Source organism: Palleniella muris (assembly GCF_004792655.1).
GTDB classification, from domain to species: domain Bacteria; phylum Bacteroidota; class Bacteroidia; order Bacteroidales; family Bacteroidaceae; genus Prevotella; species Prevotella muris_A.
In genome coordinates this window covers 1-23,749 of sequence record NZ_SRZC01000026.1, presented here as the reverse complement: position 1 = coordinate 23,749, position 23,749 = coordinate 1, and the positions used below count along the sequence as shown (strand labels likewise).

20 protein-coding genes are annotated in these 23,749 nt (G+C 48.5%); 10 read left to right on the top strand and 10 right to left on the bottom strand.

Annotated elements, in window-relative coordinates; genetic code table 11:
* Positions 1-3 precede the first annotated feature (3 nt).
* From E5358_RS12975 to E5358_RS12930, 10 genes are all read left to right on the top strand, one after another.
* Complete coding sequence (locus E5358_RS12975) at positions 4-1,173, top strand: PSP1 domain-containing protein (RefSeq protein WP_135940604.1); 1,170 nt, start codon at positions 4-6, stop codon at positions 1,171-1,173.
* Complete coding sequence (locus tag E5358_RS12970; protein WP_135940629.1) at positions 1,145-1,633, top strand: gliding motility lipoprotein GldH; 489 nt, start codon at positions 1,145-1,147, stop codon at positions 1,631-1,633. Before E5358_RS12975 ends, E5358_RS12970 begins: the two co-directional genes overlap by 29 nt.
* A 105-nt stretch (positions 1,634-1,738) precedes the next feature.
* Positions 1,739-2,338 (top strand): IMP cyclohydrolase, encoded by a 600-nt coding sequence (locus tag E5358_RS12965; protein WP_135940603.1) that lies wholly within the window; start codon positions 1,739-1,741, stop codon positions 2,336-2,338.
* A gap of 67 nt (positions 2,339-2,405) precedes the next feature.
* Positions 2,406-3,428: a rod shape-determining protein gene (locus E5358_RS12960; protein ID WP_135940602.1), complete on the top strand. Its 1,023-nt coding sequence runs from the start codon at positions 2,406-2,408 to the stop codon at positions 3,426-3,428.
* A gap of 138 nt (positions 3,429-3,566) precedes the next feature.
* Positions 3,567-4,430, top strand: a complete 864-nt coding sequence (gene mreC / locus E5358_RS12955; protein WP_135940601.1) for a rod shape-determining protein MreC — start codon at positions 3,567-3,569, stop codon at positions 4,428-4,430.
* A gap of 2 nt (positions 4,431-4,432) precedes the next feature.
* Positions 4,433-4,933, top strand: a complete 501-nt coding sequence (mreD, locus tag E5358_RS12950; RefSeq protein WP_135940600.1) for a rod shape-determining protein MreD — start codon at positions 4,433-4,435, stop codon at positions 4,931-4,933.
* Positions 4,934-4,975: 42 nt separating this feature from the next.
* Positions 4,976-6,826, top strand: coding sequence for a penicillin-binding protein 2 (mrdA, locus tag E5358_RS12945; protein WP_135940599.1), 1,851 nt, complete (start codon positions 4,976-4,978; stop codon positions 6,824-6,826).
* A 60-nt stretch (positions 6,827-6,886) separates the two neighbouring features.
* Positions 6,887-8,350: a rod shape-determining protein RodA gene (rodA, locus tag E5358_RS12940; RefSeq protein WP_135940598.1), complete on the top strand. Its 1,464-nt coding sequence runs from the start codon at positions 6,887-6,889 to the stop codon at positions 8,348-8,350.
* A gap of 51 nt (positions 8,351-8,401) precedes the next feature.
* On the top strand, positions 8,402-9,691 hold the full coding sequence (locus tag E5358_RS12935; RefSeq protein WP_135940597.1) for a CobW family GTP-binding protein: 1,290 nt from the start codon (positions 8,402-8,404) through the stop codon (positions 9,689-9,691).
* Positions 9,692-9,767: 76 nt separating this feature from the next.
* A complete protein-coding gene (locus tag E5358_RS12930; RefSeq protein ID WP_135940596.1) occupies positions 9,768-10,586 on the top strand; it encodes a tRNA threonylcarbamoyladenosine dehydratase in 819 nt (272 codons plus the stop codon).
* Between the two features lie 345 nt (positions 10,587-10,931).
* Here the strand turns inward: E5358_RS12930 and E5358_RS12925 are convergent, their stop codons facing one another.
* From E5358_RS12925 to E5358_RS12885, 10 genes are all read right to left on the bottom strand, one after another.
* Positions 10,932-13,088, bottom strand: a complete 2,157-nt coding sequence (locus tag E5358_RS12925) for a RagB/SusD family nutrient uptake outer membrane protein (protein WP_135940595.1) — start codon at positions 13,086-13,088, stop codon at positions 10,932-10,934.
* A gap of 34 nt (positions 13,089-13,122) precedes the next feature.
* Positions 13,123-16,329 carry a SusC/RagA family TonB-linked outer membrane protein gene (locus E5358_RS12920; protein WP_277821307.1) on the bottom strand — a complete coding sequence of 1,069 codons (3,207 nt, stop codon included), beginning with the start codon at positions 16,327-16,329 and terminating at the stop codon, positions 13,123-13,125.
* 504 nt (positions 16,330-16,833) lie between these two features.
* On the bottom strand, positions 16,834-18,978 hold the full coding sequence (locus E5358_RS12915; RefSeq protein WP_135940594.1) for a rhamnogalacturonan lyase family protein: 2,145 nt from the start codon (positions 18,976-18,978) through the stop codon (positions 16,834-16,836).
* Positions 18,979-19,181: 203 nt separating this feature from the next.
* Positions 19,182-20,456: a porin family protein gene (locus tag E5358_RS12910; protein ID WP_135940593.1), complete on the bottom strand. Its 1,275-nt coding sequence runs from the start codon at positions 20,454-20,456 to the stop codon at positions 19,182-19,184.
* A 4-nt stretch (positions 20,457-20,460) separates the two neighbouring features.
* Complete coding sequence (locus E5358_RS12905; protein WP_135940592.1) at positions 20,461-21,012, bottom strand: RNA polymerase sigma factor; 552 nt, start codon at positions 21,010-21,012, stop codon at positions 20,461-20,463.
* Between the two features lie 91 nt (positions 21,013-21,103).
* Positions 21,104-21,844, bottom strand: a complete 741-nt coding sequence (locus tag E5358_RS12900; protein ID WP_168354675.1) for a NigD1/NigD2 family lipoprotein — start codon at positions 21,842-21,844, stop codon at positions 21,104-21,106.
* Between the two features lie 113 nt (positions 21,845-21,957).
* Positions 21,958-22,083: a hypothetical protein gene (locus E5358_RS15440; protein WP_277821306.1), complete on the bottom strand. Its 126-nt coding sequence runs from the start codon at positions 22,081-22,083 to the stop codon at positions 21,958-21,960.
* Positions 22,084-22,158: 75 nt separating this feature from the next.
* Positions 22,159-22,476, bottom strand: coding sequence for an HAD family hydrolase (locus E5358_RS12895; protein WP_135940590.1), 318 nt, complete (start codon positions 22,474-22,476; stop codon positions 22,159-22,161).
* A gap of 46 nt (positions 22,477-22,522) precedes the next feature.
* On the bottom strand, positions 22,523-22,816 hold the full coding sequence (locus tag E5358_RS12890; protein ID WP_135940589.1) for an HAD family hydrolase: 294 nt from the start codon (positions 22,814-22,816) through the stop codon (positions 22,523-22,525).
* Between the two features lie 172 nt (positions 22,817-22,988).
* Complete coding sequence (locus E5358_RS12885; protein ID WP_135940588.1) at positions 22,989-23,513, bottom strand: GNAT family N-acetyltransferase; 525 nt, start codon at positions 23,511-23,513, stop codon at positions 22,989-22,991.
* Positions 23,514-23,749: the final 236 nt, after the last annotated feature.

Here is a 23,749-nt window from a genome sequence, read left to right as displayed (position 1 = left end):
ATAATGAATTTTGATAACTTGAAATATATCTCAGGAAACTGTGACCGCGGACTTTCGGCAAAAGGCGTCGGACGGCAGGACCATCAGCTGAACACTTACGACTGGCTGGCAGACGTCCCCGGAAACGTGGAGAGCACCGACCTTGTGGAAGTGCAGTTCAAGAACACGAGGAAAGGCTATTACCACAACATCAACGGACTGGACTTGCACAAAGGCGACCTTGTGGCTGTGGAATCCAACCCAGGGCATGACATTGGTGTGGTCACCCTCACCGGACAGCTTGTCAACTTGCAGGTGAAAAAGGCGAACCTGAAGTCCATGGATGACATCAAGCGCATCTACCGCATAGCACGCGACCAGGACATCTCCACATGGAACGACGCCAAGGCGCGAGAGCATGGCACCATGATCCAGAGCCGCCAGATAGCGAAAGACCTCGGACTGAAGATGAAAATCGGCGATGTGGAGTACCAGGGCGACGGCAACAAGGCGATATTCTACTACATTGCCGATGAGCGTGTGGACTTCCGCCAGCTCATAAAAGTCCTTGCCGATGTGTTCCATGTACGCATCGAGATGAAACAGATTGGAGCACGCCAGGAGGCAGGACGCATCGGTGGCACAGGACCTTGTGGCAGAGAACTGTGCTGCGCAACATGGATGAAATCGTTCTCAAGCGTCTCCACCAACGCCGCACGCTTCCAAGACATATCCCTCAACCCACAGAAACTGGCGGGAATGTGCGCAAAGCTCAAATGCTGCCTCAACTATGAGGTTGACACATACATGGAAGCCGGAAGGAAAATGCCACCGCGCGATGCCGTGCTACAGACGCAGGACAACGACTACCATTTCTTCAAGCAGGACATTCTCGCAGGCATTGTCACCTACTCCACCGACAAGCGTCTCGCAGCCAACCTGCAGACAATCACTGTTGAACGTGCAAAGGCTGTCATGGACATGAACAGACGTGGCGAGAAGCCTATAGACCTTGACGACAACAAAGAGGCAACGTCGGAGAGAAGGCGTCCTGTTCACACCGACCTTGTTGAGAGTGAGGACATCACACGCTTTGACAAGTCAAAGAAGAAAAAGAAAAAGAAAGCCGCCCGCCCAAAGAGAAAAGACAATGGAGGCGAGAAAAATGAACACCAAGAAAACAAAAAGGAATAGCCGCCTGTCAGCCCTTATTGCCGTGATTGGCATCATAATGTCTCTTTCGGCATGCGGAGACAACCGTGTGTACGACCACTATGAGCATGCCACCGTGGGCGGTTGGGAAAAGAATGATGCACTGGCATTCGACTTGCCGGCATTGGAGGAAAGCGGAAGGTACACCTTGTCGCTTGGCATAAGGACAAACGATGCTTATCCGTTCCAAAACCTTAGTCTTGTTGTAGAGCAGACTTCCTTTCCCTCAAAAAAGACGGCAGTGGACGTGGTGAACTGCGACATCGCCAACCACAACGGCAGAATGCTGGGTAATGGCATAACGCTCTACCAGTATTCCATACCGATAAGGAAAAAATTCCACATGCGCGGCGACAGTCTGCACATCACCGTGCGCCACAACATGAAGCGTGAAATCCTTCCGGGTATTGTGGACATCGGGATAAAGATGGACAGGGAATAGCATTGCCCCAATGAGCAACCGACGGACAATGAGACAAGCATACACATTATTTTATACACTATACAATAATTCTCAGAATAAGAAAACATAACGTTATAACACAAAATGGCAGAGACAAAGAAAATCAAGACCGCACTGGTTTCTGTATTCCACAAGGATGGACTTGACCAGTTGCTCGCAAAACTTAACGCAGAGGGAGTGAAATTCCTCTCTACCGGTGGCACACAGACTTTCATCGAATCACTCGGATATGAGTGCCGGAAAGTGGAGGATGTCACAACTTATCCTTCAATCCTCGGCGGACGCGTGAAGACACTGCACCCGAAAATCTTCGGAGGCATCCTCGGACGCCGCGACAATGAAGGCGACCGGAAGCAGATGGAGCAGTATGAGATTCCGGAGATTGACCTCGTAATCGTCGACCTCTATCCTTTCGAGCAGACTGTGGCAAGCGGAGCATCACATGCAGACATCATCGAGAAAATCGACATCGGCGGCATCTCACTCATCCGTGCAGGAGCGAAGAACTTCAAGGATGTTGTCATCATACCTTCAAAGGCTGAATATCAGGTGCTTCTTGACATCATCAACGAGCAGGGAGCAGAGACAACCATTGAACAGCGCCGTATGTTTGCCACACGCGCTTTCGGTGTGTCTTCCCACTACGACACAGCCATCAACGGTTGGTTTGAAGCAACAAAATAAACGAACAAGATACAGCAGGCAAATGAAAGTTTTGCCACGCTGTATGTAAAAAATTATCATAAACGCAATGGGATTTTTCTCTTTTGTACAAGAAATAGCAATGGACCTTGGCACAGCCAACACCATCATAATCAGCGATGACAAGATTGTTGTTGACGAGCCTTCTGTCGTTGCCCTTGACCGCCACACGGACAAGATGATTGCTGTCGGCAAGCAGGCAAAGATGATGTACGAGAAGACTCACGACAACATCAAGACTATCCGCCCTCTTCGTGACGGTGTCATTGCCGATTTCTCTGCCTGCGAGCAGATGATGCGTGGTCTTATCAAGATGGTTCATTCAGGAAGCAAACTGTTCTCGCCTTCACTGCGCATGGTTATCGGTGTCCCTTCAGGAAGCACGGAAGTAGAGCTGCGTGCCGTGCGCGACTCTGCCGAGCATGCTGACGGCCGTGATGTCTACCTCATATTCGAGCCAATGGCGGCAGCTATCGGTATCGGCATCGATGTCGAAGCACCACAGGGAAACATGATTGTCGACATCGGCGGTGGCTCCACCGAGATTGCCGTAATCTCACTTGGCGGCATTGTCTCCAACAGTTCCATACGAACAGCAGGTGACGAACTGACATCCGACATCCAGGAGCACATGGCGCGCAAGCATAATGTCAAGGTTTCCGAGCGTATGGCTGAACGTATCAAGATTCATGTCGGCTCTGCCCTCACCGAACTTGGCGACGAGGCTCCGGAGGATTACACTATCCATGGACCGGACCGCATAACAGCCCTGCCACTTGAAGTCAAGGTAAGCTATAAGGAGATTGCGGAATGTATTGACAAGACCATCGCAAAAATCGAGAATGCAGTACTCACCGCTCTGGAGAACACACCACCGGAACTGTATGCAGACATCGTGACCAACGGCATCTGGCTTACCGGTGGCGGCGCAATGCTCCTTGGTCTCAGCAAGCGTCTGGAAGACAAGTTCAAGATTCCGTTCCATATTGCTGACGACCCATTGCACTCTGTTGCAAAGGGCGCCGGCATAGCATTGAAGAATGTTGACCGCTTCTCATTCCTTATGAGATAGTCACACATAACGAGACAGTCACACAGACAACTCATGCCAAACAGGCAAAGACAATACGTGCAGATGCCATGGGGAACAGCCATCTTCATCAAGGGCACGCCCAATGGCATTTGCACATTGCCTAAAAGTTTTTAATATATGCACAACTTATCAGAGTTCCTGCAGAAATATCACCATTGGTTCATATTTCTGCTGCTGGAAGTGGTGTCAATGGTTCTGCTGTTCCAATTCAATGGTTATCAAGGCAGTGTATGGTTCACCTCAGCGAATGCCGTATCCGGAAAAGTGTACGAAGCAAACGCTGCGGTGAACCAATTCTTCTCATTGGCAAAAGTCAACGAGCAGCTGACACAACGCAATGTATTCCTTGAACAACGAATACAGCAACTGTCAGAACAACTGGAGAAAGCGACAGGTGACACCACAATCGCATCAAAGCCCATAATGGCAGCCATTGCCGGCAACCGGGTCATTCCGGCACGGGTCATCAGCAATTCCATCGACAAGCAGGACAATTTCATAACACTTGACAAAGGTGCTGCCGACGGCATAAAGCCTGACATGGGCGTTGTCGGCGGTACGGGAATCGTCGGCATTGTCTATCAGACCTCAAGGAACTACAGCATTGTCATTCCGGTCTTGTCAAGCCACTCACGCATAAGCTGCAAGATTCAGGGACGCGGATATTTCGGCTACCTGCATTGGGACGGCAAGTCGCCACGCCATGCCTACGTTGACGATATACCACGCCATGCACATTTCAGGCTTTATGACAAGATTGTCACTTCAGGCTACAGCTCGGTATTCCCACCGGGAATCCTTATAGGAAAAATCATACATGTCTATAATTCCCCTGACGGTCTAGCATACCGTTGCATGGTAGAACTGTCAACAGATTTCGGCAATCTGCGCAATGTCTGTGTCGTAGACGACAAAATCATGCGGGAAAGACTGGAGGTTCAGCGCGCTGCCGAGGATTCAATAAAGAACAAAAAAGAATAGCGATGAGTATTGATTTTTTCAAAAGACTGGCACTACTGTCACTGCTGGTACTCCTGCAAGCGTTGGTGCTTAACCATATACATGTATTCAGCTGCGCCACACCGCTATTATACATCCTGATTGTGCTGCAGTTCAGCACAGCACAGCCACGGTGGAGCATCCTTCTGTGGAGTTTCACCACAGGACTGCTGATGGATATCTTCTCGAACACTCCCGGCGTCGCCGCGGCTTCAATGACCTTCATAGGATTCATACAGCCAAGTGTGCTCCGCATGTTCCTGTCGAAAGAAAAGATTGAAGAAGAGTGCTCCCCCTCATTGAAAGAACTCGGCTGGCTGAAATTCGTCTCCTACACCTTTATCCTGACGTTCATCTACAGCCTTCTGTTCTGCACTTTGGAAGCCTTCTCTTTCTTCAACATCACCATTTGGGCAGAGTCTGTCGGAGGAAGCACGGTCATAACACTGCTTATGCTTATCGCCGTAGAGAAGATAAGGGAATAGAAAAAGAACGACACATAGTAGAGACTACACTATATACCAAGAATGGCAGACCACAGTCTTGACAACAGGAAATATGTGATTGGTGGCATAGCGACAGCTATTGTCACCATATACATCATACGCCTGTTCTTCCTGCAAATCATGAGCGATGACTACCGCAAAAGCGCGGATTCCAACGCCTTCTTCAAGAAAATAGAGTATCCGTCACGCGGCGTAATCACCGACCGCAACGGCAAACTGCTTGTCTACAACGAACCGTCATACGACCTCATGGTTGTCATGAACGAACAGAAAGGGCACATCGACACACTGGAGTTCTGCAACGCACTGGGAATAACCCCGGAATTCTACAAACGCAGAATGGCGGAGATAAAGGACCGCAACAAGAATCCCGGATATTCACGGTTCACACAGCAATTGTTCATGTCCCAAATCTCGGAGCAGGAGTTTGCCATCTTCCAAGAAAAGATGTTCCGCTTCCCTGGCTTCTATGTACAGAAACGCTCTGTAAGGCAATACCACTATCCTTATGCCGCCCATGTCCTTGGGGATGTCGCAGAAGTGTCACCGGCAGACATAGAGGAGGACGAGTACTATCAGGCAGGCGACTACATCGGCAAACTCGGCATAGAGCGTTACTACGAAAAGCAACTCCGCGGAGAGAAGGGAGTGCAGATTCTCCTGCGTGATGCCCACGGAAGGATAAAAGGCAAATACAACAATGGTGAATACGACCGACGACCGATACCGGGCAAAGACCTGACACTGAGTCTCGACATCAATCTGCAGGCACTCGGCGAAAGGCTTCTGGAAGGAAAAATCGGAAGCATCGTCGCCATAGAGCCTTCGACAGGAGAGGTACTCTGCATGGTGTCCTCGCCGACTTACGATCCAAGGCAAATGGTCGGGCGCAACCGTGGCAAGAACCACCTTGCACTGTCAAGGAACGTATGGAAGCCGCTGCTCAACCGCTCCATAATGGGACAATACCCTCCGGGCTCGACATTCAAGACATCACAGGCACTCACCTTCCTTACAGAAGGCATCATAACCTCAGGCACAAGTTTCCCATGCTACCATGGTTTCTCTTTCAGAGGTCTTCATGTCGGCTGTCACGGCCATGGCAGTCCACTGCCTCTCGTGCCGGCTATCTCGACTTCATGCAACGCATTCTTCTGCTGGGGACTGTACTACATGATTGGAAACAAGAAGAAATACAAGTCTGTGCAGAACGCCATGAACACTTGGCGCGACTACATGGTCTCAATGGGCTTCGGCTATAAGCTCGGCATAGACCTCCCCGGCGAGAAAAGAGGCCTTATCCCAAACGCAGACTATTATGACAACGCCTACAAAGGTTCGTGGAACGGACTCACCATTATCTCTATCTCTATCGGACAGGGCGAGGTAAACCTCACGCCACTCCAAATCGCAAACCTCGGAGCCACGATAGCCAACCGCGGATACTACATCACGCCGCATGTCGTGAAAAGCGTCAAAGGCGAACCGCTTGATACGGCATACACCACACGCCACTATACGAAAGCATCCCGCGCCGCCTACGACTATGTCGTTGCAGGAATGCGCTCGGCTGTCGAGAGGGGCACTTGCCGCGCGGCAAACAGAGCAGACTACCTTGTATGCGGCAAGACCGGCACTGCCCAGAACCACGGGCACGACCACTCTATCTTCATGGGCTTCGCACCCATGGACAATCCTAAAATAGCCATCAGCGTCTATGTCGAGAACGGTGGCTTCGGCGCCGACTACGGCGTGCCTATCGGCTCACTCATGATAGAGCAATACATGAACGGCAAACTCTCCGAAGCAAGCGAAGCACGCGCAAGAGACTTCCAAAGCAGAAGAATCGCCTACGGCTCGGGCAACAGATAGCAACACCACCACAAAACCAAAGAAACAGTAAGACAACAGACACATCAGCAAACTCTCAACATGAAAGAAGGAAACGGAAAAGGCATCATCGCATCACTCGACTGGTGGACAATAGGCATCTACCTCGCCCTGCTGGCATTCGGATGGCTCAGCGTCTGCGGAGCAAGCTACTCCTTTGACGATGCCGACATCTTCGACATCAGCTCACGCTCAGGAATGCAGATAGTATGGATTGCGACATCTGTCTGCCTCGGCTTCGTAATCCTGATGATGGACGACCGCGGCTTCGACACTTTCGCCTTCATCATATATTTCGCAATGCTGTTTCTGCTCTTCGCCACAATCTTCAACCCTCATTCCATAAAAGGCTCGCGGTCGTGGCTCGTGCTCGGACCACTGCGACTGCAACCTGCCGAATTTGCGAAGTTTGCCACGGCACTTGCGGTCTCGAAACTCATGTCCACCTACGGGTTCAACATAAAGCGCGGCAAGGACTTCTTCCTCGCATGCGCCATAATAGTCACCCCGATGCTGCTCATCATCGGACAGCGCGAGACAGGCTCCGCCCTTGTCTATTCAGCATTCTTCCTTATGCTCTACCGCGAAGGCATGCCGGGCTCGATACTGTTTACAGGCGTTGCGATGGTCATGTACTTCGTAATCGGCATAAGATATGAAGAGACAGAACTCCTCGGTATGCCCACATCGGCAGGCAAATATTTTGTCCTGTTGCTTGTACACGTGTTCACTATCATAATGGTACATGTCTATTGCAAGAACAAGGCACTTGTAGCCAACCTCTCAATAGTCACCGGCACAGTGACACTAATAGCCACACTGTTCTCGAAATTCGTGATACCATTTGACATCGTGTGGGTACAACTGGCACTGACCGCCTATGTCTTCGGTGCACTGCTCTACGAAGGACTGAAAAGCAGGATAAAGAGCTATTTCCTCATACTGTTGTTCGCCCTCGGTTCGGTGACATTCTTCTATTCGTCAAGCTTTGTCCTCAACAAAGTCATGGAGCCTCACCAACGTGTGCGCATCAATGTCTTGCTCGGACTCGAGGAAGACCTCGCAGGCGCGGGATATAACGTCCACCAGGCGGAAATCGCCATAGGCTCCGGCGGTCTGCAAGGCAAAGGATTCCTCAACGGCACACAGACAAAACTGAGATATGTGCCTGAACAGGACACGGACTTCATCTTCTGCACCGTCGGCGAAGAGGAAGGCTTTCTCGGGTCGGCAGGAGTGCTGGTGCTGTTCCTATGCCTCATACTCCGCCTTATCCACGTTGCGGAACGGCAACCGTTCAAGTTCGGGCGCATCTATGGCTATTGCGTCATGAGCGTCTTCCTTTTCCACCTGTTCATCAACGTGGGAATGGTCTTGGGACTGACACCTGTCATCGGCATCCCGCTGCCATTCTTCTCCTACGGAGGCTCATCTCTCTGGGGATTCACAATACTTCTGTTTATCTTCCTAAGGATAGATGCCGGAAGAAACTTGATAAGGATATAAACCAAACAGACATCCACAAACCGTAGAATATCAACAAAAAACATTATAGTCATGAACAACATAACTCCCGTACTGCTGCTTACCGGCTACCTCGGAAGCGGCAAGACAACCCTGCTCAACAGGATTCTCTCAAACAAGAAAGGCATAAAGTTCGCCGTAATCGTCAACGACATCGGCGAAGTGAACATCGATGCCGACCTCATACAGAAAGGCGGAGTCGTGGGGCAACAGGACGACTCACTCGTGCCACTGCAGAACGGATGCATCTGCTGCACACTGAAAATGGATCTTGTCGAACAGCTCCGCGACCTCATGAAGGCAAAGAAATTCGACTACATCGTCATCGAAGCATCAGGCATCTGCGAACCGCAGCCTATCGCACAGACAATATGCTCCATTCCGATGATGGGCGAGGAATACACCACCGACGGCGAAGCACGCCTCGACAGCATAGTAAGTGTGGTTGACGCATTGCGCCTGCGCGACGAATTCAATGGCGGGCTTGACCTCACAAAGCAGAACATCGCCGAGGAGGACATCGAGAACCTCGTCATACAGCAGATTGAGTTCTGCAACATCATCCTGCTTAACAAAGCAAGTGAGGTGACACCTCAGGAGCTTGGACGCATACGCGAAATACTCCATACACTGCAGCCAAAGGCGCAAATCATCAACTGCGACTACTGCGATGTGGACCTTGACATGCTGCTCAACACAAACTCCTTTGACTTCAACACACTCGCCGCATCCCCGACATGGGTGCAGGAGGTTGAAAAGCATCTCGACGAAATGGAGGAACATGAAGAAGAACACGAGCATCATCATCATCATGAGGAGCATCATCACCACCATCACCACGATGAAGAGCACGAATGCCACCACCATGACCACGAGCATAAGCACCATCACCACCACGGTGAAGGATGCACATGCGGTCACTGCCACCACAACGAGGAGACCGGCGAGGCGGAGGAATACGGCATCGGCACATTCGTCTACTATGCGCGCGAACCGTTCTCTATCACGGAATTCGACCAGTTCGTGGCACGCAAATGGCCAAAATCCGTCATCCGCGCAAAGGGCATCTGCTATTTCCATGACGAGCAGGACACATGCTATGTGTTCGAGCAGGCAGGAAAACAGGTATCACTGCGCAACGCCGGACAGTGGTATGCCACAATGCCGGCAGACGAACTGCGCACTTTCCTCGCCGACAACCCCGGTGTGAAGCGCGACTGGGACGACAGGTATGGCGACCGCATGCAGAAACTTGTGTTCATCGGACAGCACATGAACCGCAAGGAGATAACCGACATGCTTGACGCATGCCTTGTAAAATAACATCACCGACAATATGCCTGCCCTACCCCAAGGACAGGCATTTATTTATAAAAACACCACGAAAAAAACAGCGATAATGGAATATTCCGAAAAAGAGATTTTCCACAGAGCGGAGCGGCTGCTTGGCTCTACGGCAATGGAACGCATACAAAGCGCGAAGGTAATAATCTTCGGTGTGGGCGGTGTTGGCTCATGGTGTGCCGAAAGCCTTGTGCGCTCGGGCATAAAGCACATTACCATTGTCGACCCTGACTGTGTCGCCACCACAAACATTAACCGACAGCTCATGGCAACCACAAAGACTGTGGGCAAAGCGAAGGTGGAGGTACTCAAAGAAAGGCTTCTCGATATAAACCCCAATGCCGAGATTCTGCCATTGCAGACCGTGTACAGCAAAGAGACAATGCATGACTTCCGCCTTGAGGATTACGACTACATCATCGACTGCATCGACTCTCTCAAGGACAAGATTCAGCTTATCCTCCACGCCACAAGCATCAAACGCACCGTCTCCACCCTGCCCGAAAGCACGGATGCGCCTGCCGAATACAGCGACCAAAAGGATGACAACAATCCCGTTTTCTTCTCCTCCATGGGTGCTGCCTTGCGCATCGACCCGCTGAAAGTAAGGGTCACAGAATTCTGGAAAGTGAGGAACGACACACTCGGTGCCCTCCTACGCAAGCGCATGCGCCAAAAGAAAATGCTGCCAAAGCGCAAATTCCAATGTGTCTACAGTGAGGAACTGCCGATGGAGAACCTCGGCTTTACGGACGAGACCTGCGACTATAAGGCGGTCATCAACGGCTCTCTCCACCACATCACCGGAATTTTCGGCTTCACCCTCGCAGGACTTGTCATAACAAACATAAAATCAAAGACTTACAAAAGGTAACCTTTGACTGTCCAAACCGTAACACTTTACCGTGCGAAAGGTTATCTTTCGCACGGTAAAGTGTTACCTCACGAAAACTGCTTTTTTAGCATCCGGAATAAAAAGTGTGGCGCAGGAAAATCTGCACAACATTCGCAATCCGCAGTCCGGTTTATTAACAAGGAAATCTTCCGAATCCGCATAAATCCACATGAGAATCTCTTAGCGCAGAGACAAAGAGCATGTGGATTTATGCGGATTCAGAAGATTTTCTTATCCGGTAACATACCGATTGACATGAGTCCGACGAAATCTCGCCATACATCAGACTACAAATCAAGCGAGACCCGCCGAACTCACACTATTTTAATAGCCCGGATTCTGCCAAGCCTTCTTCTCTGCTTCTGTGAGATTAGTGCCATCAGCGTGCTGGAGCTGGTCGATGAAGGTCTGTGGGATAGGACGATAGTAGTGCTTGCTTGCGTCGAAGAACAGAATGTCTGGATTCAGAGCCTTGCAACGGGTGTGGATTGTCTTTGTACGTGCCATGTGCTCCCAGCGTACAAACTCACCGACAAGCTCACGTGTGTGCTCGTTGAGGATGAAGTTGAGTGCGCGGTCGAACTTGCTTGTGGCACCAATCTTTGCAAGGATAGCCTCATCCTCTGCAGGAAGCCTGTCCCAAGTCCAGTTTGTCATCTCAGCCTCTGTAGAAGCCTTAGAGACCTGAAGACCCGGGTTAGAGAGGTAGTAAGTGTTCATGCCGAGGTTCCAACCGTCATTTGCCTTCACGTTAGCCTCTTTACCGGTAACGTGTGATGTGGAGGCTGCTGCTGCATGACATCCATCAACGAAATAACTGCGGTTCTCATCCTTATGCCATGCGCCACGCTTACGAAGAACGTCTATGTCACTCTTTGCACCGTTATAATCATTAAGGCGAAGCTTGATTTCCGCACGGACAAGATAAGTCTCGCCAAGACGAGCGAGGATAAGGTCACGTGAGCCATTATCGCCGGCAAAAGCGTTAAGATAGCCGCAAGTGTGCTTGATGATGCCGGGGAACATATTGCTGTTACCTTCTGTATATGCGCCATTCTTAACATCACCGAATTTATCGCCCACGTACTGACCGTTCTGATACTGAATCCATGCGTTGAGGATATGCTGACCGGGCTTGCCGGAGAAAGTAGCATCACCTGTACGTGTCTGCTTGCGGCCTCCCTCAGGAAGACGTCCCTCCTCATCAGCGAAATTAACATCTGTCTGATAACGATAAGCACCGAACTTGAACTTATCGAAAGCGTGCTCATCCTTCTTGTTGAGAATAAAGACTACAGATGGGTCACCAATGTGCACTGCGCCTGTGTGCGCTCCCAAGACATTACCATCCTTATCTTTGTCCGTGTATTCGACAGCAGTTCCGTAGACCGTCGCGAAAGATTTCCACAGACGTGCGTCGTTAACATTGTCAAAGACAGAGATTGTGTACTCTGTAGGACGGAAGCGCTGAAAATCCTTTCCGCCGGTGACACAACCACGCATACCACCAAGAGTAGTGTTTGCAAAGTTAGAGAACTGAGGGTTAAAGAAAGCTCCCGGGTTACGTGCAGCGGTACGACCTGTAAAGTGCTCATCCTGCGCAGCAACCATAAGAATCTCATTGCTCTTCTCTATGTCACAGTTCACACCGGTCCAATTACCATAAAGGTCAATAACGTCATTCTCAAGCTTACGTGCGCCGATAGCGTAGTCTGCAGCTTCGAGAGCCTCTCTAAGGTAAGCATCCTTGACAGCACCGTTCCAAGAATCGCAACGCTCGGAAGCTGCGAAAAGGAGAGCCTTTGCAAGGAAATGGGCTGCTGTCGCCTTTGTCCAGCTGACAGGCTGCCCCACAAGAGTATTCTTCTCACCGTCAAAAAGGTTATAAGCCTGACGGAGGTCTGAGATGACTTGTTCCCAGCACTGCTGCTCTGTAGTAAGATCAAAAGAACGGATGATGCCATCTGCAGGCACTGTCTGTATGACACAGTGTCCAAACTGTGATGTAAGGATGTAGTAGTTGAAGCCACGGAGGAAATAAGCCTGTGCAAGAGCTGCATTGCGTGTCTCCTCATTGGCAATCTTGTCTGCAGAAGCGATAATCTTGTTTGCAGATGCGATGCCGTAATAAACCTCATCCCAAACATGGGCACTCGTACCTGTGTTGCCGTTCAGAGTGACGAAAGACGGAGCCATACGGACATCGTAAGTGAGCCACATTTCGTTGGCAGCATCAGTTCCGATGCCGAATTCGTCCGTACCTGCCATGAACTGATTGTAACCCTGTGTCTCATAGCCGCCAATCCAACGGATATGGCCATAGAGGGATTTTGTAAGTGCAAGGATACCGTTCTCAGTCTCAAAGTACTGGGTATCGTAAGAAGAGCTCAGTTTCTCGTCAAGAAAATCATCCGAACAAGAAGTGAAGCCTGTTGCCGTTGCAGCGATGAGTCCGGCAGCGATATATTTGTTGAATTTCATTGTTATTCTGTTTTAAGCGAATTAGTGTATCATATTAGAAACCAAGTTCGAGACCAATAACCCAACTGCGGTTGAAGTAAGAGTTGCCTGTGTCGAGGTCAAGTCCTGCAACTGACTGATGGAGGTCGAATGGGTTGATGACCTGAGCGTAAACCTTCACATTCTTGAGCTGTACGTTCTTGAGCAACTTGCTTGGGAGAGTGTAGCCGAGAGAGATATTACGCATACGGATGAAGTTTGCCTTCTCGTAACCATTCTGGCTGGAGAATTGGTCGGTATCGCCGGTTTGGGCAGAAGTCAAGACAGGCTTCTGGAAACGTGCGCCCGTGTTATCCGGAGTCCAATAGTCAAGAGCCGCCTCGCCAAGTCCGCCAAAACCGAAGAGGTACTGAGGAGCGTGAACCCAATAGCCGAAACGTCCATAGAGCTGGAAGCTGAGTTCAAGACCCTTGTAGTTGAATGTATTGTTCCACCCTGCCGTGAATGTAGGGCGCTTGTTGCCGATGATCACCTTGTCATCACTAGCCACCATCTTGTAGTCGCCATTCTGGTCAACAGGCTTCACATTACCCGGAGTAAACTTATAGCCATTTGCGTTCCATTTAGCCATCTCAGCCTGGTCTTCAGGAGTATCCTGCCACAAGCCGTCAGTCAAGAAATCATAGTAAACATTGAGCTGTTCGCCGATGAAGCGTGCATTAGCTATATCGTCTTCCTTACCATTAGCAAGTTCATCGATTTTGTCCTTCTGCCATGCCATGTTGAAAGATGTCTCCCAACGGAAATCCTTGTTTACGACAGGGATAGCATTGACTGTGAGCTCGACACCATGGTTAGAAGTCTTGCCGATGTTACCGATTGTTGAAGAATAGCCTGTAACGGTAGGGATAGACATTGCCAAGAGGAGATCATTTGTCTTTGAGAAATAGACATCCAAGCTACCGAAGATACGGTTGCCGAGGAATCCGTAGTCGAGACCGAAGTTCCACTGTGTTGTCTTCTCCCAGCCCACCTGAGTGTTTGCCATCACAAGAGCATCCTTCACATAGGCAGGGTCATTAATTGTGTAAGCCTTGTCATAACCATCAGACGTAGGAACATAGATTGACTGGATTTTACCAAGAGTTGAATAGGGTTGGATGGAAGAGTTACCTGTCACACCGACACCTGCACGGAGCTTCAAGTTGTCAATCCACCGGATATCCTTCATGAACGCCTCTTCCTGGATGCGCCAACCGAGGGACATAGATGGGAAGAATGCCCACTTGCGTCCCTTTGAAAGCTGTGAGGCTCCATCCCAACGTCCGGATGCTGTCAGAAGGTATCTGTCATTGAAAGCATAGTTCAAGCGAATCATGTATGACTCAAGCTGACGCTCGTTAATACCTGTACTCATGCTTGCGCCATTCTCTTTATCCGTGATGTCAAGAGAGCCCATTGCGTTCCAAAGCCACTCGTCGTTTTCAATACGGCTAAGACCCATGTTGGCTGTCTCGTATCTCCACTCTGTAGCAGACTGAAGCAATGTAAGGCCGACATTGTGCTTCTTGGCAAATGTGCGGTTGTACGTAATCATGTTATCCAAAGTGTAAGAGAAACCACGGCGCTGCTCCCATCTGGATTGGTTTGTGCCGCCTTTTATCCAGTTATAAGCCGACTCCTCATCGATAAAGTCACCCTTACGGTAGTTGCGGAAATCAGGGCCAAAAGCGAGTTTGTACTCTAATCCCTTCAAAGGTGCCCAGATTTCACCAAGGTGGAGTTGTGCAGAGAGTGAACCGAGGATACGGTATGTCTCGCGATTAGATATGTTATGTTCCCACTCATTTATCGGGTTGTAGGCCAAATTATCACCACCAGGGTACTTAACGCGGTCACCGTTTGCATCATAAGGCAATGCCCAACGGTAAGACTTCTTGTAAAGTTCGTACAAACCGGCCGCAGAGTTTGTGCTTGATGGCGCATAGGCTGATGACATTCCGTAATCCTGTGACTCACGAGAGGCATTGAATGACATATTGATTGACATCCACTTTGTAGGATTGATATTCATGCCAAGTCGGGCAGTAAAGCGATTATACTCTTGTCCTTGCTGAGTACCCTTGTTGCTCAGGTAGCCGAAAGAACCGAAAGCGTTCAACTTATCTGTACCGCCGGAAGCGTTGATAGTGTGTTCATGAACAACACCTGTGCGGAGTGCCTGACCTGTCCAATCGTAGTCAATCACGTCATTAGGATTCCATGAACCTGACTGCCAGCCGTTCATGACATTGTCACGTGCTGTAGCATCGTCAATACTGCGGAAGATTTCGTAGTCGCTTGCCTGCGTTGGATTGCGTGGGTCAGCATATTTTGCAGGATCACTGTTGTACGCTGCCCAACGGCGGTACTGTATGTAGTCCGCTGCACTTATAGAAGGACTGCGGTCGACAAGATTCTGAAATGTAACAGAACCTGAGTAGTTCAAAGAAAGCTGACCTGCCTTGCCCTGCTTTGTTGTCACGATGACAACACCGTTTGCACCACGAGAACCGTAGATGGCTGTCGCAGAAGCATCCTTGAGAATATCTATAGCCTCAATGTCGCGCGGGTTCAGTGTCTCTATGCCGGAACCGGACATCAATGGCACACCGTCAACAACATAGAGAGGAGCGTTTTGTGCTGTAATAGAACGCTCGCCACGAATGCGGATGTCACCAACTGTGCCCGGACGCTCACTTGATGTGATGTCCACACCGGCAGCCTTGCCCTGAAGCGCCTCGAAGGCATTGCTTACAGGACGTGCCTGGAGTTCCTTCTCGCCTACACGTGTCAAAGCACCTGTTACATCACTCTTCTTCTGCACACCGTAGCCGACCACCACGAGTTCATCGAGTGACGCAGCGTCCTCCTCAAGCACAATCCTCAGTTTTGACTGCCCCTTTACTGCTACGGTAGCAGTCTTGTAGCCGACATAGGAGACCTGTATAACAGCGTTCGCAGGGACATTGCTGATGGTGAATTTTCCTTCAATGTCAGCTATCGAGCCGTTGCTTGAGCCTTTGACCATTACTGTCGCGCCGATGACAGGTTCACCGTTAGCGTCAACAACAACACCGGTCACTTTGCCTTGCTGCTGGGCGGCAAGGCTGACATTGCCTGCAGCATTGGCACTTACCTGACAAACAGGAAGCATCATTGCTGAACATGCCATGGCAAAGGGCACCAATGTCCCTTTTAGGAATCGATTTTTCTGATTCATAGATTGTTCTTTTAGTTAGGTGATTATTAAGTATTTTTACTGCTTATCAAGTTTAGCTGCAAGAGTCTTTGGCATTTTTTTGTACAAATGCCGGTAAGCTGTGTTATCGTTTGTCAGACACCAAATAATAGACAGTAGAAATGAAATCCACAAACTACTATTTGATGTTTGTACATTCATATTATCATAATTTAAGATTAATAATGTGCAAATTTACAAAAAAATCTCGTTTTACCCCCCCCCATTTAGTTAATATTGGTTAATGCGGTAAATTTACATTGTAGTACAGAAAGAAATTGGTGGTCCGTCAAAGAGTTGCTTTCTTTGATTTACAAGAAACAGCTAACGCGATTATGTCATAAGCCCCCATAAATCAACAATTTACAAGGGATTCGTTTTTGTTATTGCTTCTACAAGACTGCAATAAAAAAAAATCCTAAATCCATGATGAAGCAATAAACTTCAATCTTGGATTTAGGATTTTGTAATTAGTGGAATATGAGATTATCTCACAATGAATTTGCGTGTATTAGTGTGCGTTCCGTCATTGGCTTTGATGACGTACATACCCGTAGGAAGCGTGTCGAGCATGTCTTCCACCGTGCCATATCCCTTTTTCAGCATCGTGCCGGCAGGGTTGCAGACTGTTATCTCACATTCTCCGCTGATTACAGGCGAACCAATCGCCGTCTGGACATACTGCTGTTCATAGTCAGGCAAGTAGTATCCGAGATGAGGAGGCTGGTTGTAAGCTCCATTCTGCCATGCGACAGCCATGCGGTAGGTATGGTCCTGCATGAGGCAAGGCACACGGTGGTCGCTCTCTTCTGTTGTGGAATGGATGTGCAAGTCGGAAGAAGTGCTGCTGTCCCAAAGGATAACCTCTTCACGCCAGTCGCCGAGAATGTCCGCCAAAAGGTTAGGAGTCTTCTTACTGCCATTGCATGAAGAGCCGCTCAGCGATTTCAGAGTTGAAACCGCGCCGTTGCTGTACTTCGTGATTGTACTGCCGTCAAGCAACTCATCCTGCAAGTCTCCGTCCCAATAAATCCTGAAATTCATGGAAGGCTGGGCAGTGAAACTTATCGTCTTGCCGGTGACCGCATTGCGTGGATTGCTTGAGGAAGAGCACCACATCTCCCAACCGTCATTGTTAGCGTCAATGTCTGCTGCGATGCCGCGTCCGGTGTCACCATCGGCAGTGCCACTGAGGATTATCTCACCTGTGGCAGCATCATGGAGGTCCCACCCATAAGGCGATGCTTCATGCACCTGATAGACCTGCAAACCCTCACGTGAAGGAATCATCTTGCCAACATGTATGGCGTCGCCATGACCGTAGCCTGTGGCATAAAGCAGTTTTCCGTCATCATCTATTGCGCATGAACCCCACACAATCTCGTCCTTGCCATCACCGTCAACGTCCGCCACCGACATGTTATGGTTACCATTCCCGTATGCCGTACGGCTGCCGGAGCCACGTGTTGCCGCACCTGGAGTGTAGGTATTTGTTGCACCACCGGCATCAGTGACACTGTAGGATGTCTTTGATTTCGAAGAATGGAGCCAGCGTGTTTTCAGTTCTTTGCCGTCAAAATCCACTGCCCAAAGGAAAGCATAGGTATAATAGCCACGGCACATCACAGCACTCGGCAGTGCGGCAGGGCCATCAAGTGCGGCAACTGCTGCAAGATAGCGTTCGCCGCGGTTGCCATAGCTGCCATTGTCAGTCTTCCCGCTACGGTCATCCCAATTGAATGTGCCGGCAGCCTCTCCACCGACAGTGGTGTTGCGGTTGGGATTGTAGTATATGGTATGCACAGCCTTTCCAGTCTCACCATTGAACACTGTCAGCCACTCCTGACCACCATTGACGCGTCCGGCGGAAGTAACCCAATCCTTTGTGTTGTTCACCGACTTTATTGACGCCTCTGTGGCAGCTTCGCTGACATAGATTCCTGCACCGTCAATGCTTCCCGGAGCGGTCTTGCAAATCATCTCCGCCTTGCCGTCACCGTCGAAGTCATAGACGAGGAACTGTGTGTAGTGGGCACCGGAACGGATGTTCTTGCCAAGGTCGATGCGCCACAGTTTTGTACCATTCAGCTTGTAGCAGTCAAGGATAGTGTTGCCTGTCACACCACCCTGTGAATTGTCACGCGCATTACTCGGATACCATTTCACGATAAGTTCATATTCTCCGTCGCCGTCCACATCTCCCACAGAGCAATCATTCGGCTCATACGTGTAATCCTGTCCGTCAGGGTAATCGGTGTATGGCTTTGTCTTGCCTCCTGCCGGACGGTCGATGTGCAGTTTCTGTGATGAAGCTATCTGCATTGGCGAGAATTCTTCAACCACCTCACCATTCACGACAGCCTTGATGACAAACTTGTCCGTGACTTTGTACGAAAGGTTCTTATAGTTGGTCTTTGAGACATTGGCAACCTTTGTTCCATTGCGATAGATGTCGAAGGTCATGTCTTTGCTGTCCGTCACAAAACTGCGCCATGACAGATAGGCACCGCCACGGGGTGCACCTTGCATCTTGACAGCTCCGCGATTAAGTTTCTCAGCATACTGCTGGGCAGCTGTAGGCATGGTCAACAGCAATGCTGCTGCAAGGCATGTAAGAATTTGTTTTTTCATAAAAATGTTTTTAGTTAGTTTCTGACTTTATTTTTCTGTATGCAAAATTAACAAAAACAAACATCAGAAGACTGTAATTCCGTGCGCATAATATGTGATTTTGTATAAAAACCGCCATATAGTCTGAAAAGCAGCTGTAGACATCAAAAAAAACAGTCAATAGTTCACTGCGCTCAGTTGACTATTGACTGCAAAAAATCCACTTATCGTTTTATATCAAAACGCACACCGACCTTCAGGTCAAAGTTCAAAGGATGCTCCTTATATGAGTTTTCAACGCTGCTGTAGTTGTCAAAAGAATAGCTCACCGCCGGCTCTGCAAACAGATTCAAAGCTTCGGTGATGCGGTACTCCAGACCTCCACCGGCTATGACAGAGAACTGCAAACGCTTCTCGCTGACTTTCTCCGAAGTTGAGGATGCCTTTTCCGAACCAATAAAGAGGTCGGTGTCCGAAGAGCCGTAGACACACTTCTCCACCATACCGCCACCACTCATGTAGACACCAAACTTGCGTGTCTTCAAAAGATTATAATGCAACTTCAAAGGAACACCAATGTAGTGCAACGTCTGTTTTGTATCAAAATAATTCTTATCCGTACCTGACACCGTGGAAGACGAAAGAATACTGTATGTTATGCCCGTCTCGACACTCATTCTGTCACTGACGGGAATACCACAGCCCAGTCCGAAACGCAACGGCAGCTTATGGTGCGTCTCTGTCTCAACACTCTCACCACGGTTCATTGTCAAAATGTCATACACCTTATTCACACCAATCGGCACATCTGCTGCTCCGCCATAAGGGCTCAATGTCCTGACAATAGGCGAATATCCTGTTTCGGAACTCTTTCCATTGGCCATAAGGTTGCCTGCGTATGCCGTCAGGCTCCAGGCACCACCGGATTTATTATGCCTTACAGCAGGCACGTCCTTGTTCCTTCCTGTACCCAATGGCTGTGTCCGCGAACCGGGAGGAATAACTGAGGGTGCTGTATCTGTATGCTCAGTGACCGCCGGTTTTTGTTTTTCTTTTTCCTCTCCACCTTCAGATAATTCATCTGATGTTTCCATTGAAACAGATGCGTCTGCCAAAACCTTTGTATGGCGTTCCAAAACATTGCCCACACGCTTGATGCCACGTTCCAATGGACGCAGGGCTGCATGGACAACCTCGTCAGGATTCTTGTCTCCAACCTCTGTAACAAGATTATGGCTATCCTTACTCATTCCACTGTCTGCCATGCGGACATCATCTTGCAGGGAATGTTCAGAGAACAGTAACGGCACGATAACAGCAAGGCATAACGCAACAGCAGCAACCCCACCATAGCGAAGCCACAAAGGAAGGATACGTCTCTGACGGCGATGCCCGGATGACAGACTTCGTTCTATATCGTCCCACAGACCTTCCGGAGCACGAAGCTCAAAATCATGCTCTTTATGCCGTAAATCCTCTATCCAATTATTATCTTCCATACCATTACTTTAAGTGTTGACTGACTTTTTCGGCAAGCATAGCCTTTGCCCGATGAAACTGCGATGCGGAGGTGCCTTCCTTGATGCCTAACATGGCTGCTATCTCTTTATGGCTCTTTTTCTCAAACACAACAAGATTGAAGACGGTGCGGTAACCGACCGGAAGGCTCTGTATCATCTCTTGTATCACCTGAAACGGAATCCCGTCTGTCTCCAATTCAACATCAGGAGAGTCGGGAATATCCTCTACGGTATCGATAAAACTGAATATATTCCGCCTCCGTATGAATTTCAGAGACTCATTGACGACAATCCTTGTCATCCATGATTTCAATGAGCCGTTCTCCATAATCCTGAAATTCCCTATACCGGAAAATATCTTCACAAAAGAATCCTGCAGCACGTCTCGGACGTCCTCACTATCAACAACATAACGGGAGCAGACTGCCGTAAGGTAGCCTGCGCACTTCTCGTATACAGTCCGCATGGCACTATGGTCACCGGACTGCATCCGCCGTATCAGCTCCATCTCGTTGTCGCTCCCGATATGTTTCATTTTTCTTCTTATAACAATTTTTCCGTCTCTCAGAATAAATGTTATGCCAATCTACGAATTTACAATAGCTGCTTACGCAGTAGCTGCGCCATTATTTTATGGCAGCACCACGGCTTATCACAGCAGGCTCTACCTTATCTCCTGAATCAGACGATGTTCCGGAGAGTTTGAAATCGACTTTCTTTATCTCTCCGTTGAATGATTTCCAACGCAAAGTCAGCTTCTGATTCTCTTGTATCTCCGCAGGAATCTCTGACAAGCGGAAAGCTATCAATGCATCACCCCAAGCTCCGTTCACATCGCCCTTAGCATCATGACGGAGCTCCACCTCAAACGGATTTTCCTCATTCACACCACCGACAAGATTCAAATAATGCTTCTTGTTGCTACCTCCCCACAATGTGCGGACACGCAGTGTAAGATATCCATCTTCGGCAATGGTTACCCAATCATTGACAATCTCGATAGGGTCCTTGCCATAATCATCTATGGACTCTCCCTCAGGAATAACGACCATGTCCTTGGTACGTATACTGTCAATCCAGTTGACACGTACGGTCTTCGTATAGCCCTCTGTCACTTTGTCCAAAACCTCGAAATTCATCAATGCGCGTACTTCCTTGCCGTCGTACAACGTAGAGGTCAGGTTCTCAGGGTACAATGTTGTCTTCTCGTCAAGCTGGAAATAAGTCTTTCCTTCAGGATTGACTTTCACAGTCACCAGACCATTAGGAAAATTCACTGCTACATAATCGTCGTTGCTGTCACATGACTGCAGACCGAGCACTACTGTAAGTAATGCAATAAGGAATGTTTTTGGATACTTCATCATACTATTTTTTTTGTTTAATACACCTATATAATCCTTATAGCATGGAAATCTTGCTTCAACAAAATTGTTTTTAACAATAAACAACATTCTTACAGTTTTTGACAGCATAACTACTACATGGAGTCTGTGCAATCCAAAGTTTCCTGTATCTTCTTATATAAATCTGAAATGTGCTCTCCGTCCACAAAGCCATGGCGAGTGCTCAAAGCTACCGGCATCTTCTGGTTCTTGTCCATCATTCCGACATTTAACAGTGGATAATCGTTGCCGCCTTTTCTCTTTTGAGTGCAGTTGAGTGACAGGAATGGAAGAAATCAATCACGTGCTTCATTATCCACTATTTTAAAAAGGTCTATAAAATCAGAAATCATATAATCAGGATGTGAGGTTATGAGCTTCCCCTCACTGTGGTTGCCGTAAGTCACAGCACAAGTTCGGCAACCGGCAGACTTGCCCATCTGAATGTCAAAAACAGTGTCACCAACGACAATGGCATCCATAGGCTTCGTAGAAGTCTTCTCTAAAATATGCAGAGCCATGTCCGGAGCAGGTTTCTTGTTGGCAACATCCTGCTCACCGCAAATGTGTGAAATGTATGTGGCAATCCCCAGCGTCTCAAGTAGGTTTTCCAACGATGTTTTTACCCTTACCGGAAGCTACTGTAATGATATATCCTCTTCAATAGAAGGCTTTTAGAGTATCAGTAACATTAGGAAACAAAGTCACGGACTTTAGACATACCATATCATAATTGCTACGGTAAAATTCAATGCATTTTGTAATGGTTTCTTCATCGGACAAACCTGCTGCACATGTGAAAGTATCACGGAGAGGCAACCCGATGACGGACTGGATACGTTCTGCAGAAGGTTGAGGTAAATTAAAGTGACTCAAAGTAAGAAACACCGTCTCTACTATGCTACGGCGTGTATCCGCCAATGTACCATCAAAGTCAAAAATAATTGTCTTCATCCCTTTTCCGCACAAATTTACAAAAAAAGTGATGGAACAAATGCAGTTTTCGTAACTTTAACACTACAGAAACTGACAAAATTGACATTGGATAATGTGTTCCTATTATGCACACATACTGATACGCCTATAATACTCTGTATAAGTACATATAGCGTCATCATATGTTACATTATAAATCTATCTGGTAAAGGACATGCTTCAGTAATGGTGAATCACCAGAAAGTTTCGGATGGTCAAACTCATTGATTTTTTCCATTCCAATCTTCTGCATAACACGCTCTGAAGGCTTGTTCACAACAGCAGTAAAAGAATAGAGTCGTGTCATCCCTATTTCCCTAGCTAACTCCAATACTTTTCTTGCAGCTTCAGTGGCATAGCCTTTATTGTGACAATCGGCAACTAACCTCCACCCGATTTCTATGCCAGGTGTGAACTCGGCATCAAATCCAATCTTGTGCAGTCCGACATATCCAATAAATGCACCGGTCTCCTTTAATTCCACCGCATACAATCCCCATCCATTACGCTTAAATTCATCTTGAATACGACTGTAAAAAGTTTCCGTTTCTTCATCTGTCAGCAATGCCGGAAAATATTTCATCACTTGTGGATTGCTGTTTATAGCAGCAAAATATGGCAAATCCTCTGGTTTCCATGACCTAAGAACCAGCCTGTCTGTTTCTGCATATATCATATTTCAAGATATTTCAATATTAATATGAAGCTATCACTTTCCAAACACCAACTCTATTCAGCCAGACTTTCCAAAATCCCACTCTGTCCCCCTCCTATCCTGTCGCTTCCTCCGTCCCCTACTCCCGAACATAAAAGAATTCCCCCGCCGACCTTTCAGTCAGCGGGGGAACCTTTCTGTTAAAGAAGGCGGCCTCCTACTCTCCCGCATTGCAGTGCAGTACCATCGGCGCAGGC